Annotated in this window: 8 protein-coding genes; 2 read left to right on the top strand and 6 right to left on the bottom strand. The window is 71.7% G+C overall.

The window, feature by feature from the left end; genetic code table 11:
- Window positions 1-210: 210 nt before the first annotated feature.
- Genes VZQ01_RS05365 through VZQ01_RS05355 form a run of 3 tightly spaced genes read right to left on the bottom strand, consistent with a single transcriptional unit; the run spans window position 211 to window position 6296 of the window.
- A complete protein-coding gene (locus VZQ01_RS05365; protein WP_426747054.1) occupies window positions 211-2400 on the bottom strand; it encodes an ATP-binding cassette domain-containing protein in 2190 nt (729 codons plus the stop codon).
- Window positions 2397-5093, bottom strand: a complete 2697-nt coding sequence (locus VZQ01_RS05360; RefSeq protein WP_426747053.1) for an ATP-binding cassette domain-containing protein — start codon at window positions 5091-5093, stop codon at window positions 2397-2399. Before VZQ01_RS05360 ends, VZQ01_RS05365 begins: the two co-directional genes overlap by 4 nt.
- Window positions 5094-5096: 3 nt before the next feature.
- Window positions 5097-6296 (bottom strand): HlyD family secretion protein, encoded by a 1200-nt coding sequence (locus VZQ01_RS05355; protein ID WP_194869212.1) that lies wholly within the window; start codon window positions 6294-6296, stop codon window positions 5097-5099.
- 2274 nt (window positions 6297-8570) lie between these two features.
- Between VZQ01_RS05355 and VZQ01_RS05350 the strand changes: the two genes are divergently transcribed.
- The gene (locus tag VZQ01_RS05350; protein WP_223752203.1) at window positions 8571-9512 is read left to right on the top strand and encodes a hypothetical protein; all 942 of its coding nucleotides are present in this window, start codon (window positions 8571-8573) and stop codon (window positions 9510-9512) included.
- A gap of 66 nt (window positions 9513-9578) precedes the next feature.
- On the opposite strand, the gene VZQ01_RS05345 is transcribed toward VZQ01_RS05350, so the two are convergent.
- The 3 genes from VZQ01_RS05345 to VZQ01_RS05335 form a co-directional block, all read right to left on the bottom strand.
- On the bottom strand, window positions 9579-10406 hold the full coding sequence (locus VZQ01_RS05345; protein WP_426747052.1) for a mechanosensitive ion channel family protein: 828 nt from the start codon (window positions 10404-10406) through the stop codon (window positions 9579-9581).
- A 223-nt stretch (window positions 10407-10629) separates the two neighbouring features.
- The gene (locus VZQ01_RS05340; RefSeq protein WP_426747051.1) at window positions 10630-12411 is read right to left on the bottom strand and encodes a leucine-rich repeat domain-containing protein; all 1782 of its coding nucleotides are present in this window, start codon (window positions 12409-12411) and stop codon (window positions 10630-10632) included.
- A gap of 57 nt (window positions 12412-12468) precedes the next feature.
- A complete protein-coding gene (locus tag VZQ01_RS05335) occupies window positions 12469-13365 on the bottom strand; it encodes a PilZ domain-containing protein (protein ID WP_223752206.1) in 897 nt (298 codons plus the stop codon).
- A 113-nt stretch (window positions 13366-13478) separates the two neighbouring features.
- Between VZQ01_RS05335 and VZQ01_RS05330 the strand changes: the two genes are divergently transcribed.
- The gene (locus VZQ01_RS05330; RefSeq protein ID WP_426747050.1) at window positions 13479-14216 is read left to right on the top strand and encodes a lysophospholipid acyltransferase family protein; all 738 of its coding nucleotides are present in this window, start codon (window positions 13479-13481) and stop codon (window positions 14214-14216) included.
- The last annotated feature ends 11 nt before the right edge of the window (window positions 14217-14227 follow it).

The raw sequence follows: 14227 nt of genomic DNA, 5'->3' as shown, positions 1-14227 counted from the left end.
TCCCCGTGGTTGCGGCCCGGGTGGCATCAGCATCTGGTACGACGAGGTCTGATTCAGACCCGGAGTCAGTCCTTCGGCCGTCAGTGGGCTTCGTGCCTGCTGGCGGCCGTCGTGTTTCCAGCGCCTCGTCGGTGACGTGGGGCGCGCGCCGGAGGGGTTACACCGCCCGAGGGCCGTGGCCGGGCCCCGCGGGCGGCGCTCCCAATCCCTTCAGGGGTGCGCGATGACGATGAGCGTGGGCGCGCGCGCCTCGACGCACGCCATCACCTTGCGCATCGTCACCGGGTCCAGCGCGCCGAAGGCCTCGTCGAGCACCACGACCTGGACGCGCTGGAGCAGGGCGCGCGCGACGAAGATGCGGCTCTGCTCGCCGTGGGACAGCTGCCAGCCGCGCTCGCCCACCATCTGCAGGATTCCGGCGGGCATGCGCTGGAGCAGCTCGCCCAGGCCCAGCTCCTCGCACAGCTCGCGCGCCAGCTTCACGTCGTCCTGGGTGTGGGGCCAGGCGCGGCCCAGCAGCAGGTTCATCGCCAGCGTGCCGGAGATGATGTGGTTCTCGTGGAACTGCGGCGCGCCGGCGATCTGCGCGCCCCAGCCGTCCTGCGTCCAGGTGGACATGTCCAGGCCGCGCAGCAGCACCACGCCGGAGCCCTGGCGCCTGAGGCCCGTGAGGATGGAGGCGAGCGTGGACTTGCCGGAGCCGGACGCGCCCTCCAGCAGCACGCGCTCTCCGGGATGGATGACCACGGACGCGCCCTCGAGCACCGCGCGCGGCGAGGCGGGGTGCTTGAAGTACACGTCGCGCACCTCGAGCAGCGCCTGGCTCTTGGACGGCGCCTCGGTGGCCGCGAGCGGCGTCACCTGGGGCGCGGCGTCCTCGCCGTCCTTGCCCCCGCCCACGGCGCCGGAGAGCCGGGCCGCGTCGAGCATGGGGCGCACCGCGGAGAACAGCACCCGTGAGCCGATGAGCGCCAGCGCGCCCACCGCCAGCGACATCACCGCGCGGGCACCCAGCAGGGCCGCGCCCACGCCCACCGCGATGCTCGCCGTGTCCGCCCCGGCCAGCACGCCGGGGAGGATGGCGATGATGGCCACCGGCAACAGGCCCCGGCGCGCGAGCGTCGTCACCCGCGCGGTGCCCGCGTCCCAGCGCTCGGAGGCGTCCGAGTAGCGCGCCAGCTCCTGGTCCTCCTCCTCGTGCCAGCGCGAGGGCTGCTCCTGCGCCAGCCGCGTGCGGTGGCCGAGCATCCGCTCGATGAGCGCGTGGGTCATCACCACGCGCGCCTCCGTCCAGCCCCGGAACAGCAGCGATTGGCGCGCCACGAGCACGCCCAGCAGGACGCAGTAGCCGCCCAGCGCCGCGAGCCCCAGCGTGCCCGCGGGGCCCGACAGCGTCACGCTGCCGGCCAGGGTCAGGTCCACCACCGCGAGCAGGCTGGTGAAGCTGCCGGCGAGCGCCATCTGCTCCATGCCCGCGCTCTCGAAGGTCCTCCCCACGTACTCGCCGATGCCGCCGCGCTTCGCCTCGTCCACCGGCATGGCCAGCGCGCCGGCGAGAAGCCTGCGCCTGAGCAGCGCGGACAAATCCAACGCCAGCGAGCCCTGCGTCCACGCCAGCGCCGCCTGCAGCGGCACCGCCGTCAGCCCCATCAGCGCCCACGCCCACAGCCAGCCGTGGTCCAACTGCCCCTCGAACGCGCCCCGGCCAATCAGCCACCACGCGCTGAGCACGCACACCTGGATGAGCACCGCCAGCACCAGCACCAGCGCCAGCCGCGGCGCGGTGGACAGGGCCTTGAGGTGGTGGACCAGCCGGGCGCCCGGCGGCAGCCGCAGCGTGCGCGACGCCACCAGGTGCGTGTTGGCCAGCTGCGCGCCCAGCAGCGCGCGCCGGGCGAGCAGCCGCTGAGGCTCCGGCATCGCCGCGCGCGACAGCACCCGGTCCACCGTGGAGGCCTGGGTGCCCTCGACCAGGGCCTGCACCCCGGACGTGAGCCAGGCCAGGGGCACGTCGCGCTCCGTCTCGTCCGGCGCGATGACGCGCGCGGTGCGGCCGGAGGCGGACACGCGCAGCAGCGCCGCCACCTGGACGCCCTCGCTGGTGACGACGTCCAGGAGGGCGGGGGAGGCGCGCAGGAGCGCCTTCTCCACCTCGCCATGGCGCGTGTACGCCAGGTCCAGCTCCAGCCCCTGCGACTGGGCGGCGGCGTCCAGCCACTCGCCCAGCCGGTTCGGGTCCGTGGGCGCCTGCCCGACGACCTTCGCCCGCGTCCGGGGCAGCGGCAGGCCCGCCGAGCGCGCCAGCGCCTCCAGCGCCTCCGCGCCGCGCGCCATGGGCCACACCAGCCCCGCCAGGGGCTCCGCGGGCCGGGTCCCCCTCGCCTCCGAGGCGCGCGTCATGCCGCACCCCGCTTCGACTCCGGGGGCTGCTCGGCGAGCTGTCCCTGGTCCAGCATCATCCGCCTCCAGCCGCCCTGGCCGCCCAGGGCCCGCCGCATCTGCTCCTCCTCGTCCAGCAGCGAGCGGTACACGGAGTCCTCCTGCTTCGCGAGCTCGCGCGGGTTGGCGTCCTCGACCAGCTGGCCGCCCTTGATGACCAGCACCCGGTCGAACGTCAGCGTCTCCGCGATGTCATGCATGATGCACAGCATCGTCGCCCCCTCCAGCTCCTGCCGGGAGCGCTCCAGCAGCGCCGCGCGCCGGTCCCGCTCCAGGCCGCGGAAGGGCTCGTCGAAGATGGCCAGCCGCACCCCGGGCCTCAAGAGCGCCCGGCCCAGGCGCACGCGCTGCCCCTGGCCGCCGGACAGCAGGCTGCCGCCCTCGCCCAGGCGCGTCTGGAGCCCCTGGGGCAGCTTGTCCAGGAACTCGATGAGGTCCGCGGACCTGAGCGCCTGCCCCACGCGCGGCAGCACCTCGCCCGTCTCCACCCCGTAGGCCAGGTTGTCCACCAGCGACTTGTTCCACAGCGTCACCTCGGGCTCCACCCACGCCGTCTGCCGGCGCAGGCGCGCCAGCGTCTGGCCCTTGAGCGGCTCGCCGTCCACCGTCACCTGCCCGGAGGACGGGCGGTGCCAGCCCAGCAGGATGCCCACGAGCGACGACTTGCCCGCGCCCGACGGGCCGACGATGGCCACGTGCTCGCCGGGCCGCACCGTCATGTCGATGCCCTGCAGCACCGTGAAGCCCGCCGCCTTGACCTCCACCTGCTCGAGCGTGAAGCCCACGCCGCGGGGCTGGCTCGCGAGCGCCGCGGGGGACGGCTCCTCCACCGCCTCCAGGCCCGCGCCCACCTCGTCGGGGGCCAAGAGCGGCTCGATCAGCCGGCCGGTGAGCGACGACGCGGCGGGGTACTGCCGCAGCGCGTCCGCCAGCTGCTTGCCCACCGTGGCCAGCGCCAGGGCCCAGTACACCAGCAGCAGCACCGCCCCGGGCTGGATGCCCTGGGACACGGCGTGCAGCACGATGGCCACCGAGCCTCCGGTGGCCGCCAGCATGGACAGGGTGTCGGTGAGGATGCCCCGGCCCAGCAGCGTGCGCGCGGCGCCCACGTACTCGTGCAGGGGCTCCTCGTGCGCGCGCCGCAGGGTCAGCTCCGCGCGGTGCGCGCGCAGCGCCACGGCGCCCCGCATGGCGTCCAGGTAGAAGCGCGACAGCACGCCGTCGAAGTCGCGCATGCGCCGGTCCGCCTCCAGCAGCGAGCGCTGGGCGAGCAGCGGCACCGCCAGCGCCATGGCCCCGCCCAGCACGATGAGCGGCGCGCTGCCGGGGGCAAGCCACACCAGCCCTCCCAGCGTCACCAGCATCTCCGAGGTGGCGCGCAGCACGCCGACGCCGAGCGTGGGCACGCTGCGCACCTGGTGGATGCCGTGGCAGCGCTGCGCCATGTCGGAGACGAGCCGGCTCTTGAAGTAGCGGTCCCCCAGCCGGGGAATCTTGTCGAGGAACGCCAGCCGCAGCCGGACCTCCAGGCGGCGGCCCAGCTTCAGCGTCCCCATGGCCAGGGGCAGCTCCAGCGTGAACAGCACGCCCATCAGCACCAGCAGCGTCACGATGCCCGCCAGCCGCTGCTCCTGGGTGGTGAGGTAGCGGCCCGCGTCGATGATGCCGCGCAGCAGCAGCGCCTCCAGGAAGCCTCCCACCGCGGCCGTCAGGGCGATGGCCGCGAGGATGGAGGGGGCCAACAGGCCGTCGCGGCGCATCAGCCCGATGAGCTCGCGCAGCGGACGGGTGGGGGGCTCCAGGAGCGCCGCCTTGAGGTCCGCGGACAGGGGCTCCTCGTCCTCCTCCCGCGTCTGGCGCAGGCCCCGGGCGAGGATGCAGACCACGCCGCGCAACGTCACCTCCTCGCCGTCCGGAGCGCCCACCGCCGTCCAGTAGGTGGCGGGGATGACCTGCTCGGCGCGGCCCTCCTCCAGGGCCACGTGCACCTCCTTCAACAGCTGCTCCAGGAAGCGCGCGGACCCCTCGCCGTGCTCCACGCCGCCGCCGTCCACCAGCGTCTGGACCATGCGCGTCGTCGCGTCCAGGCACGCCACGCCCTTCCAGCTCGCGTCGGCCAGGGCCTCGTCGAGCAGCCTCGCCGCGAGCGCCTTGTCCACGAGCGCCTGCAGCCTCAGGCGCATCCCGGCGAGGAACTCGTCCGTGCCGGCCCAGTCGCGGAAGGCCTCGGCCGGGACGGGCAGGGCGTGGACGTAGAGCCGGTCCATCAGCTCCGCCACCGACACCCAGCGCCGTCCCAGCGCGGGGTCCATGATCTGCACCCGGTCACCGATGCGGCGCCAGACGACGATGAAGTGCAGGTTGCTGTCCGCCAGACGCACCACCATGATGGCCGGCAGCGTCTTCGTCTCCGGCATCAGCACCTGGTCGCGAGGCAGGACGACCTGGGTGGCCTCCAGGCCCAGCTTGCCGGCCAGCTCCTCCAGCACGTCCACGGACGTCCCGTCGATGTCCGTCTGGCAGGCCTCGCGCAGCCGGCCGTAGCTGACGGACACGCCGAAGCCGTCGAAGAGCGCCTTGAGGGCCGCCGGACCGCAGTCCATGGCGGAGGTCTGGATGACTTCGGGGATGAGCAGCCTTCGTGTGCCCGCCATGGCTCAGCTCCCGCCCCGCGACATCTCCAGATCCCCCGACGAGCGCGGCGGCAGTGGGCGCGAGCGCGCCGGCGCCTCCAGCCCCCGCCCCAGCGCGCGCAGCACCAGCTTGAGCGGCGTGGAGTCCTCCACCGCGATGTCCACGGTGCCCGGCAGGCCGTGCTCCAGGGGGATGCCCACCGGCATCTCGTCCACGGACAGCTCCACGCGCACCAGGCCGTCGCGCGCCTCGCTCGCCACCGCCACCACGGTGGCGCGCACCATGCCGAACTCCGTCCAGGCGAAGCCCTCCAGCTTCATGCGCGCCGGCTGGCCCGCGCGCACCCGGCCCAGCGCCGTGGCGGGGGACAGCTGCGCGACGATGCGCACGTCGCCCCCCGCGACGACGGTGGCCATGCGGTCCCCGGCCCTCACCTGTGTGCCCACGCGCACCGGGCTCGTCTCGCCGAGGATGCCGTCGGCGGGCGCCTTCACCACGCGCCGCTCCAGCTCTTCACGCAGACGCTCCACGGAGGCCTGCGCCACGCTCTCGGCGGCCTCCAGCTCCGCGATGTCCCGCTTGAGCGCCGCGGCCCGGATGCGCCGCTCGGTGGCCAGCATCGTCCCATCCATCTTCACGCGCGCGAGCGCCGCGCGGGAGGCCTGCTCGGAGGCCTGGGCGCGCTCCAGCTCGGTGCGCACGCGGCTCCACTCGGACTCGCTGATCAACTGGCGCGAGTGCAGCTGCTCCGCGCTCGCCTTCTCCTCGAGCGCCCGGCGCGCCAGCGCCTCGGCCTCCACCAGCCGGGCCTTGGCCTCCTCCACGCCCGCAGCGCCGCGCTCCTGCTGGGCCACGAGCGCGCCCTGCTCCACCTCGAGCTCCGCGCGCGCCGCCGTCAGCTGCGGCCCCAGGCCCCGAAGCTGGGCCTCCGCCTCCGCCAGCTGCCGCGCCTCCTGCTCGTGGGCGAGCTCGAAGAGCACCTCGCCCGCGCGCACCTGCCGGTGCAGCTCCACCCGCGTCTTCACCAGCCGCCCGTCCACCGGCGCATCCACGGCGTACACCTCGCGGTGGACCTCCAGCCGCGCCTGCACGCTGGGCTCGTAGACGGTGATGCTCGCTCGCAGGAACCACACGCCCCAGACGGCGAACAGCCCCACCGGCAACAACCAGAGCGCCGAGCGCCCTCGCCCCCGCAGCAGCGCGCGCACGGTGCGCGGGAACATTCCTTCACCAACTCTCATGAGCGAAGCCTACCTCATCACCGTGGAACAGACGGACTCCCCGCCAGACCTTCCACCCGGGACGCTCCCGGAGGTCGGCGCCCATCCTCGCCCGGCGGACTGACGCGCGGCAAAGCCAGGGGCGTCACCTCCCCACGCCGCACGCGCCCCGTCCGCGATTGTCTTCTCCGCGCCTTCGTGAATGGACAATCCATCCAGGCCCGGAGCCGCGCGGCGCCCGGAACGCAGCCGGCCGATATGTCAAGGGTTGTCCGGGTCAGTCCTATCTCGAAGATAGGGCTCATAAAATGGCTAAAACATGTTTTCAGGACATTGCGACGCGGGGCGTGATGCGGTCTCCACGTATCACCGAGGCGGCGCCCCTCCGCCGCGTGCGGCGCCGGCCCCTTGTAACCGGTTCGGGCACACCGGCTCCGGCTCCAGGTGGATTCATGACCTGGGGGTCTCTCAGGTTTCGATAAATTGCGCCATTTGTCCAAGTCCCCGGATCTATTTGGATTGACGGGTTTTTCAGTTGAAGGCTTGACTCCCAATTTTCATCGATTTTTAATGATTCTACTCCGGGTGTGCATGGGCAACAGTGTCGCCTGGAGCGAACGTGGTTCAACCCAGGAGCGACATCATGAAGATCAAGACCAAGGTTCGTGGCGGTCCCCGCGGCTGTGGCCCGGGCGGCATCAGCATCTGGTACGACACCGTTCTGGCGTAGTCGTCCAGACGTCGTTGTTTCACCGTAGTGACTCAATCACCAGGAGCAGACACATGAAGATCAAGACCAAGGTTCGTGGCGGTCCCCGTGGTTGCGGCCCCGGCGGCATCAGCATCTGGTACGACCTCGACGTCGCCCAGCAGCTCCCGTAGTTTCGTCCCCGGGCGGTGATTCGCTCGGACGAAGCTCGAAATCGCCAGTGAGCGGAACATCGCTCGCTGGCGATTTTTTCATGCCTTCGCGAGGTCGCCTGTATTTTCTTCCGATTCGCGAAGTCTGAGATTGGCTGTGGCGTGAGAGGTTACAAAGACTTTCGCCGCATTCTTTGCGTGGTCACTTGACTGGCCGATTACACCCGCCTTTAATGATTCTACTTCCGATGCGGACCGGGAACGGTGAATCGCACGCAATGGCGACTCGGGAGCCGCGTAATGGCTGGATGGACGGGGAATAGGGGCGGGTAGCGCGGGTTGTGGAGGGGCCGGGAGCAGCGCCGGCCGAGGGGCGGCGGGACCGCGGGTGACCTTGGAGCTCGCGTGTCAGAGGGGTGTGTATAGATTGGCTGGCACCGGAAGAACCAGAAGGTGTCGTCGTCCGTAGACTCAAGAGCTTTTCATCAACGCCTTCCAGCCATCCAATCCCCGGGGTTGGGTGTCTGGTGTCAACGCAGTACATCCAGGAGCGTACCATGCAGATCAAGACCAAGGTTCGTGGCGGTCCCCGTGGTTGCGGTGGTGGCGTGGTGCTGACCAACCAGGTCCGCACGCAGCTGCCGTAGTCGACTGGCATCACCGCTTCATCCATCCGACTCCAGCGATGGAGTCATCCTCACCAGGAGTTCATCATGCAGATCAAGACCAAGGTTCGTGGCGGTCCCCGTGGTTGCGGCGGTTCCCTGCCCGTGCTGACCGGCACGGTCCGCACCCAGCTGCCGTAGTCGGCGCTGGATCATCCTCACCCGACTCCAGCGATGGAGTCATCCTCACCAAGGAGCTCATCATGCAGATCAAGACCAAGGTTCGTGGCGGTCCCCGTGGTTGCGGTGGTGGCGTGATCATCGCGGTGCGTTCCGACGCGCTCGCGGCCATCCCGTAGTCCTCCGTCAGCATCCCGAGCTGACTTCACTCACACCTGATTCCGAGGAGTCCATCATGCAGATCAAGACCAAGGTTCGTGGCGGTCCCCGTGGCTGTGGCGGTGGTGTTGCGATTCCCGTGCGCACCACGGGCGGCGTCCTCACGCAGATCCCGTAGTCGTCAGTCTTCCAGACTGAGTCCAACCCAGGCTGTTCTCGATAGGAGCTCGTCATGCAGATCAAGACCAAGGTTCGTGGTGGTCCCCGTGGCTGTGGTGGCTCTCTCCCGCTGCCCACGCAGCCCGTGCTGGACGCCTACGCGCTGTAGTCCTTGCTCGGGCACGTAGAGTGCCTGTCCAAGACGCGAGTCGCCAGGGGGCGGAGTTCCTCGCCCTCTGGCGGCTGTCATTGCGGGCCCCGGTGAGGCTCGCGCGAATCCCTGTCGTGGGGAGGGCGCGCTAGAGTCCCCGGGATGATCAACCCGGTTCATGTGTATGCCTGGCAGGCGGCCATCGTCGGCAACGCGCGGCTGGAGGGTCGCCCGGTGCGCGCGCTGATGCTCGAGGACCCGTGGGCGGGCTCCTTCGCGCGGAGCCCGGAGACCTTCCTGGGCTTCGAGGTGGACGGGGGCTTCGAGCCGTCGTTCGACCGGTGGTTCGAGCGGATGAAGGCGCGGGGGCTCCTGGCCATCCGCTCGCTCCGCGTCTCCGACCCTTCGATCTGGGTGCTGTACGATCCGCCCGACTCCCCGCCCCGGTTGCCGGAGCTGGCGCTGGTGTTCCCGGACCGGGTGGTCTGGTACCGCTACTTCTTCCCGTGGCCGGGCCCCCAGGCCCAGTCCGCCGTGTCGCAGGAGGACGGCTTTCGCGAGGTGCCGGAGACGCGCTCGGCGGCGGTGCCCTCGGTGGAGGACGCGGAGCGGGAGCTGCTCGCGGCGACGCGGGAGTACGTCGCGTTCGTGGGGCCTCAGGCTCGCAAGGACCACTCGAGCGACGTGTTCTACGCGGCCATGGGGCAGAAGGCGCTGGAGCTGCTGACGGACACGGAGGCGAGCTTCCAGACGCGACTGGCGGCCCTGCGGGAGGCGGACGTGAAGGAGTACCGCCGGCGCAGCAAGGACTGGTGGCCCGTGCAGCCGGCGACGCGCGCCATGCGGCCACAAATCTTCGAGAACGCGGCCAGGAGCCTGGAGCGGGACGACTACCTGCGGGTGATGGAGGCGGCGGGGCTGTCCTGGAGGGCCGTCCGGCTGGCCTGCGCCGCCCAGGACATCTGGCCGCTCAACATGCACAACGAGCGCACGTCGGAGGACATGCTGCCGCCGTTCGTCCAGGCGCCGGGGTACGCGGCCATCGGGAAGCGCTGGGCCGACGCGGCCAACGCCGCGTGCAACGCCGCGGTGAACGCGCGCTGAGCGCCTCCGCCGGACCTGGGAGCGCCCCTCTCGGCTCCAAGGGGCGCCCCGGGAAGGCGCCTTGCTTCAGCCGGCCCGGGCCAGCTGTGGCGGCGGCAGGGCCGACGGCGCGAGGACGACGTAGCCGGTGGCGATGAGCGTCTCCTCCACGGCGAGCGAGACGGCGCCCTGCACGGCGCCCGCCTGGGTGGGCTTGCAATTCACGCCGATGGCGATGACGGGCCCCTGCGCGGTGAACTCCGCCACGTCGACGCTGGGCACGGGCGCCGCCTGGACGCCGGGCACCACCACGACGCGCTCGCGGAAGGCCTTCATCAGCCCATGGATGTCCCCGCCGTGCGTCAGCGGCACCTTCACCACGATGCGGCGGTGGGAGTGGTGGCTGAAGTTGATGATGTTGTCGCTGAAGAGGCGGTTGTTGCCGACGGAGATGCGCAGGTTGTCGCCCGTGTCGATGGTGGTGGCGAACAGGCCGATCTCCTGCACCAGGCCCGTGACGCCGGCGGCGGAGATTTCGTCGCCCACGCGGAAGGGCCGCAGCACCAGCAGGAAGATGCCCGCGGCGAAGTTGGAGAGCAGCCCGGACCACGCCGTGCCGATGGCGATGCCCGCGGCGGCCAGCAGCGCGGCGAACGAGGTGGTCTCGAACCCCATCATCCCCAGGATGCCCAGCAGCAACAGGATGGTGAGGGAGCCCGCGAACAGCGACTCGATGTACCGGATGAGCGTGGCGTCGAACTGCCGCTTCTGCAGCGTCAGGTTCAACACGCGCCGGAAGGTGCTGATGATTGCACGTCCCACGAACCACAACACGAGGGCGCCCATTGCCTTGAGCAGGAACGGGAAGGCCTCCGCGAGAGCCAACGTCTTCAACTGTTCGATGACCGCGTCCATGACGCTCCTGAAGCGGCCGAGAGTCCACGGACGTGGCGGGCCTGCTCCGGTCCGGCCGCGTGTGCAGGGCACGGGCCATCCCGGCGGCCTCACGTAAGTCCGCGAATGCCCGGCTTCCTCATGCCGAGGTCACAAGCGACGCGGGGAGGTCCTCCCCAGCCTGGACACGTCAGCCGCGAACGTTGACGCGTCAGGGGGGCCTCGACGCGGCGGCGTGGGCCCTTCAGGGCGCGGTGACGAGCCGCAGCCCTCGCTCCCGGACCAGCGCCCCGAGGGCCTCGTCCGACACCGAGGTTCCTCGTACATCCAGCACGCGCAACTGGGGCAGGGCGCGCAGCGCGGCCAGGCCCGCGTCGGTGACACCGGTGCGGGGCAGGTGGAGCGTGTGCAGCGTCCTGGGCAGATGTCCCAGGGACGCATCGCCGATGCGCGCCCGGGCGAGGCTGAGCCAGGTGAGCTGGGGGAAGCCCCTCAGGGCCTGGAGGCTCTCGTCGTTGAGCCACGTGGCGCCCAGGTCCAGTCGCGTCAGGCGCGGCAGTCGCTGGAGGGCCACCAGTCCGGAGCCGCTGATGGGCGTGCCCGCGACGTGAATCGACTCCAGGCCGGCCAGCTCGGCCAGCTGCCCCAGCCCCAGGTCGGTGAGCAGGGTGCGCTCGGCGCGCAGGGACTGGAGGTGGGGCAGGGCGCGCAGCGCGGGCAGCCACTCGTCGTTGAAGGCGGTCCGGCTCACGTCCAGCTCGCGCAGGGCCGCGTGCAGATGCCCCAGGGCCTGGGGGCCCATGGGCGTGGCGCTCAGGTCGAGCCGAACCAATCGCTCCAGCCCTCGAAGCGCGGCGAGCGAGTCATCCGTCACGGCCAGGCCGGACAGGCCCAGCCGCTCCAGCGCGATGAAGCCCGCGAGCACGTCGAGTCCCCCCGCCGCGACGGCGGTCCTCGACAGCTTCAGCTCCCGCAGGGCCACGAGTCCTCGCACCTGTCGCAGGGCCGCGTCGTCCACGCGGGTGTCGTCGAGGTGGAGCAGCTCCAGCGCGCTCAGTGCCGCGAGGTGCCGGAGCCCCGGGCCCCGCAGGTGGGTCTTCGTGAGGACCAGGGCGCGCAGCGCCTTCAGGCCGGAGAGGTGGCCAAGGCCCAGGTCGGTGATGCGGGTGTGACCCAGGTGCAGCGCCTCCAGGTTCCGCAGCGTGCCGAGGTGCGCGAGGCCCGTGTCGGTGAGCCCGGTGCGCGCGAGGCCCAGCCACGTGAGGCCCGGCAGCTCCCGCAGCCGCGCGAGGCCCGCGTCCGTCACGTGCGTCCCGCTCAGCACCAGCGTGTGCAGGCGCGCTCCGGGCACCCAGGCGAGGACGGTGTCGTCCACCGCGGTGTCGGAGAGGTCCAGCCACTCGAGCTCCGACTGGGCGGCGAGGGCCGACAGCGCACGCGGGCTGATGGCGGTGCTCGCGAGGGTGAGGCGCCGCAGCGTCGTCAGCCCGGAGAGGAAGCCGAGGCCCGCGTCGGAGATGGCCGTCTCATCCAGACGCACGACGGCCAGCCTCCGCATCTCCCTCACGTGCGCGAGCCCCCCGTCGGTCACCCGGGTGCCGTCGAGGTGCAGGGCCTCCAGGGATGTGAACTCCCGCAGGGCCTCCAGGTGCGCGTCGCCCAGCGGGGTGCCCGAGGCGCGCAGGCCCACCGCGCCCGAGTCGCGCAGCAGCCGCGCGAGGAGCGACGGGGCGGGCAGGGGCGCCGAGTCGAAGCAGAGCTCGGGCACCTGATGCGCCTTCAAAGCGGTGGCCCGCTGACGTGCCTCCTCCTCCGTCACGAGCGCGCCGAGCGGCTCCGCGCACCACGTGCCCCCGGTGGGGGGCTGGAAGCCGGTCGCGTCCGTCGTCAGGGGGCGCCAGCGCTCGAGCCCTCCTTCGGGAAGCACGCGGTAGGCGGTGAGCAGCGCGGGAGGTGGCTCGACGCGCGGAGGAGGAGCAGGAGGGGCGACAGGCGGCGTGGTGGCGCAGCCCATCAGGAATCCCACGAGGAGCCGCCACGTCCCAGGTCTCATCGGGCCGAGCGTAGCGGTTCCCCTCCCGGCTCAGGAGGACTTCGTCGCCGACAGGAGCCTCTCCACGGCGACGAGCACGGCGGCCGCGCTGGCCGGGTGCTTGACGAAGGCGGCGGGGCTGAGGTTGGACAGGCGGCCCATCAGCGAGTCCGGTCCGCTCACGTTCACCATGACGATGCGCGAGCCGGGGCGCGCCGCCGTGCTGAGCACATCCAGCGCGGAGCCCGTGTCCACGATGATGATGCGCGCGGGCTTGTCGCTGTCCGTCACGACGCGCAAACCCTTCTGCTCGAACAGCTCGGTGATGAGCGCCATCAAGCGCGCGTCCGACAGGCGCACCAGCACCGGCTCCCGCGTGTCCAGCTCCACCGCGTTGGCGGCCTGGGGCGCGGGCCCCTTGCCCAGCTCCCTCACGTCCTTCTTCAAGAGCTCCATCACATCCGTCTTCAGCACGCCCCGCACGCGCTGGAGCAGCGAGGCGTCCTGGGCCACGAACGCCTTCAATCGCTGCTCACCGTCGGGTGCCAGCTGCGTGAAGGCCACGCCCATGCCGTCCTCGCGCGACCACGCCACCTGACCGAAGGCCCGCAGCGCCTGGGCCGAGTCGGGGAGGGTGATGCGCAGCTCCAGCGTGCTCCCCACCGGCAGCGCGCGCGGGGTGCGGATGGCGAGCCCTCCCGTGCCGATGTTCCTGCTGTACGCGCGCACCACGTCATCCTGCGTGGCGAACGTCAGCTCCAACACCGCGTCCGCGCGAGCGGGACGCGCGGGCAGGGGGCTGCCCTCGGGGGGCAGCGCTCCCAATTCCAGCAGCACGTCCCGGAGCAACTCCAGACGCTGCGCTTCGTCGGGGCCGAGCGGCGCCGTGCGCTGTCGCTCCAGCAGCGTCTTGTATTCCTCGAGCGCGTTGGCGCGTGGACTTCCCATGATGCCCCCCTGCCTGCCTTTCGCGCCTCCCAGCCTGCCATGTCCTCACGGACTGGCGCGAGAGGTCCACTTCCACCCTGTCCTCATGCATACACCCTGGTATAGGCCAGCGCATGGACGTCCCTCCCTCGCTTCCCACCCGCCCGGGCCTGCTGTCGAGCCTGCTGCGCTGGGGTGTGGCGTGCGCGGCGATGCCGCCCCTGCTCACGCCCGCGCTCCTGCTGGGGCCCGTCAGCCCCGGGGCCTCGGACGCGCTGATGCGGACGTGGTGTCTGTGGGCCCGGCGCGTCTTCGGCGTGGACGTGGAGGTGGTGGACCACAACGAGGGCCGCTACGACGCGTCCTCGTACCTGTTCCTGCAGCTGAACCAGACGAGCTTGAGCGAGACGTTCGTGACGCCCCCGGCGCTGCCCCGGCCCGTGCGCATCTTCATGAACATCGAGTATGCGGCGCTGCCCTTCGCGGGCTGGGTGCCCTGGGCCCAGGGCTCCACGGTGGTGGTGCGCCAGTGGAGCGCGCAGGCGCGCCGCGCCGTGGACCGCGCCGCCCAGGCCCTGCGCGAGGGCGCCAGCTATTACATGTCCATCGAGGGCCGACGCAGCGAGGACGGCCGGCTCAATCCCTACCGCAAGGGCGCGGCGGTGCTCGCCATCCGCTCCGCCGCCGCCCTGGTCCCCATGGTGTTCCACGGCGCGCGGGACGTGCTGCCCTTCGGGGAGTGGCGCGTCAGGCCGGGGCGGGTGCGCGTGGAGCTGTTGCCCGCCATCCCCACCGAGGGCCTGCGCTACGAGGACCGGGACGCGCTCGTGGAGCGGCTGCGCGCCCTCGCCCGGGAGCGGGGCTTGGAATAGCCCCGCCCGGG

Source organism: Myxococcus faecalis, assembly GCF_050039385.1.
Lineage (GTDB): Bacteria > Myxococcota > Myxococcia > Myxococcales > Myxococcaceae > Myxococcus > Myxococcus fulvus.
The sequence above is the reverse complement of the archived record's forward strand: the minus strand, read 5'-3'. Positions and strand labels throughout refer to the sequence as shown.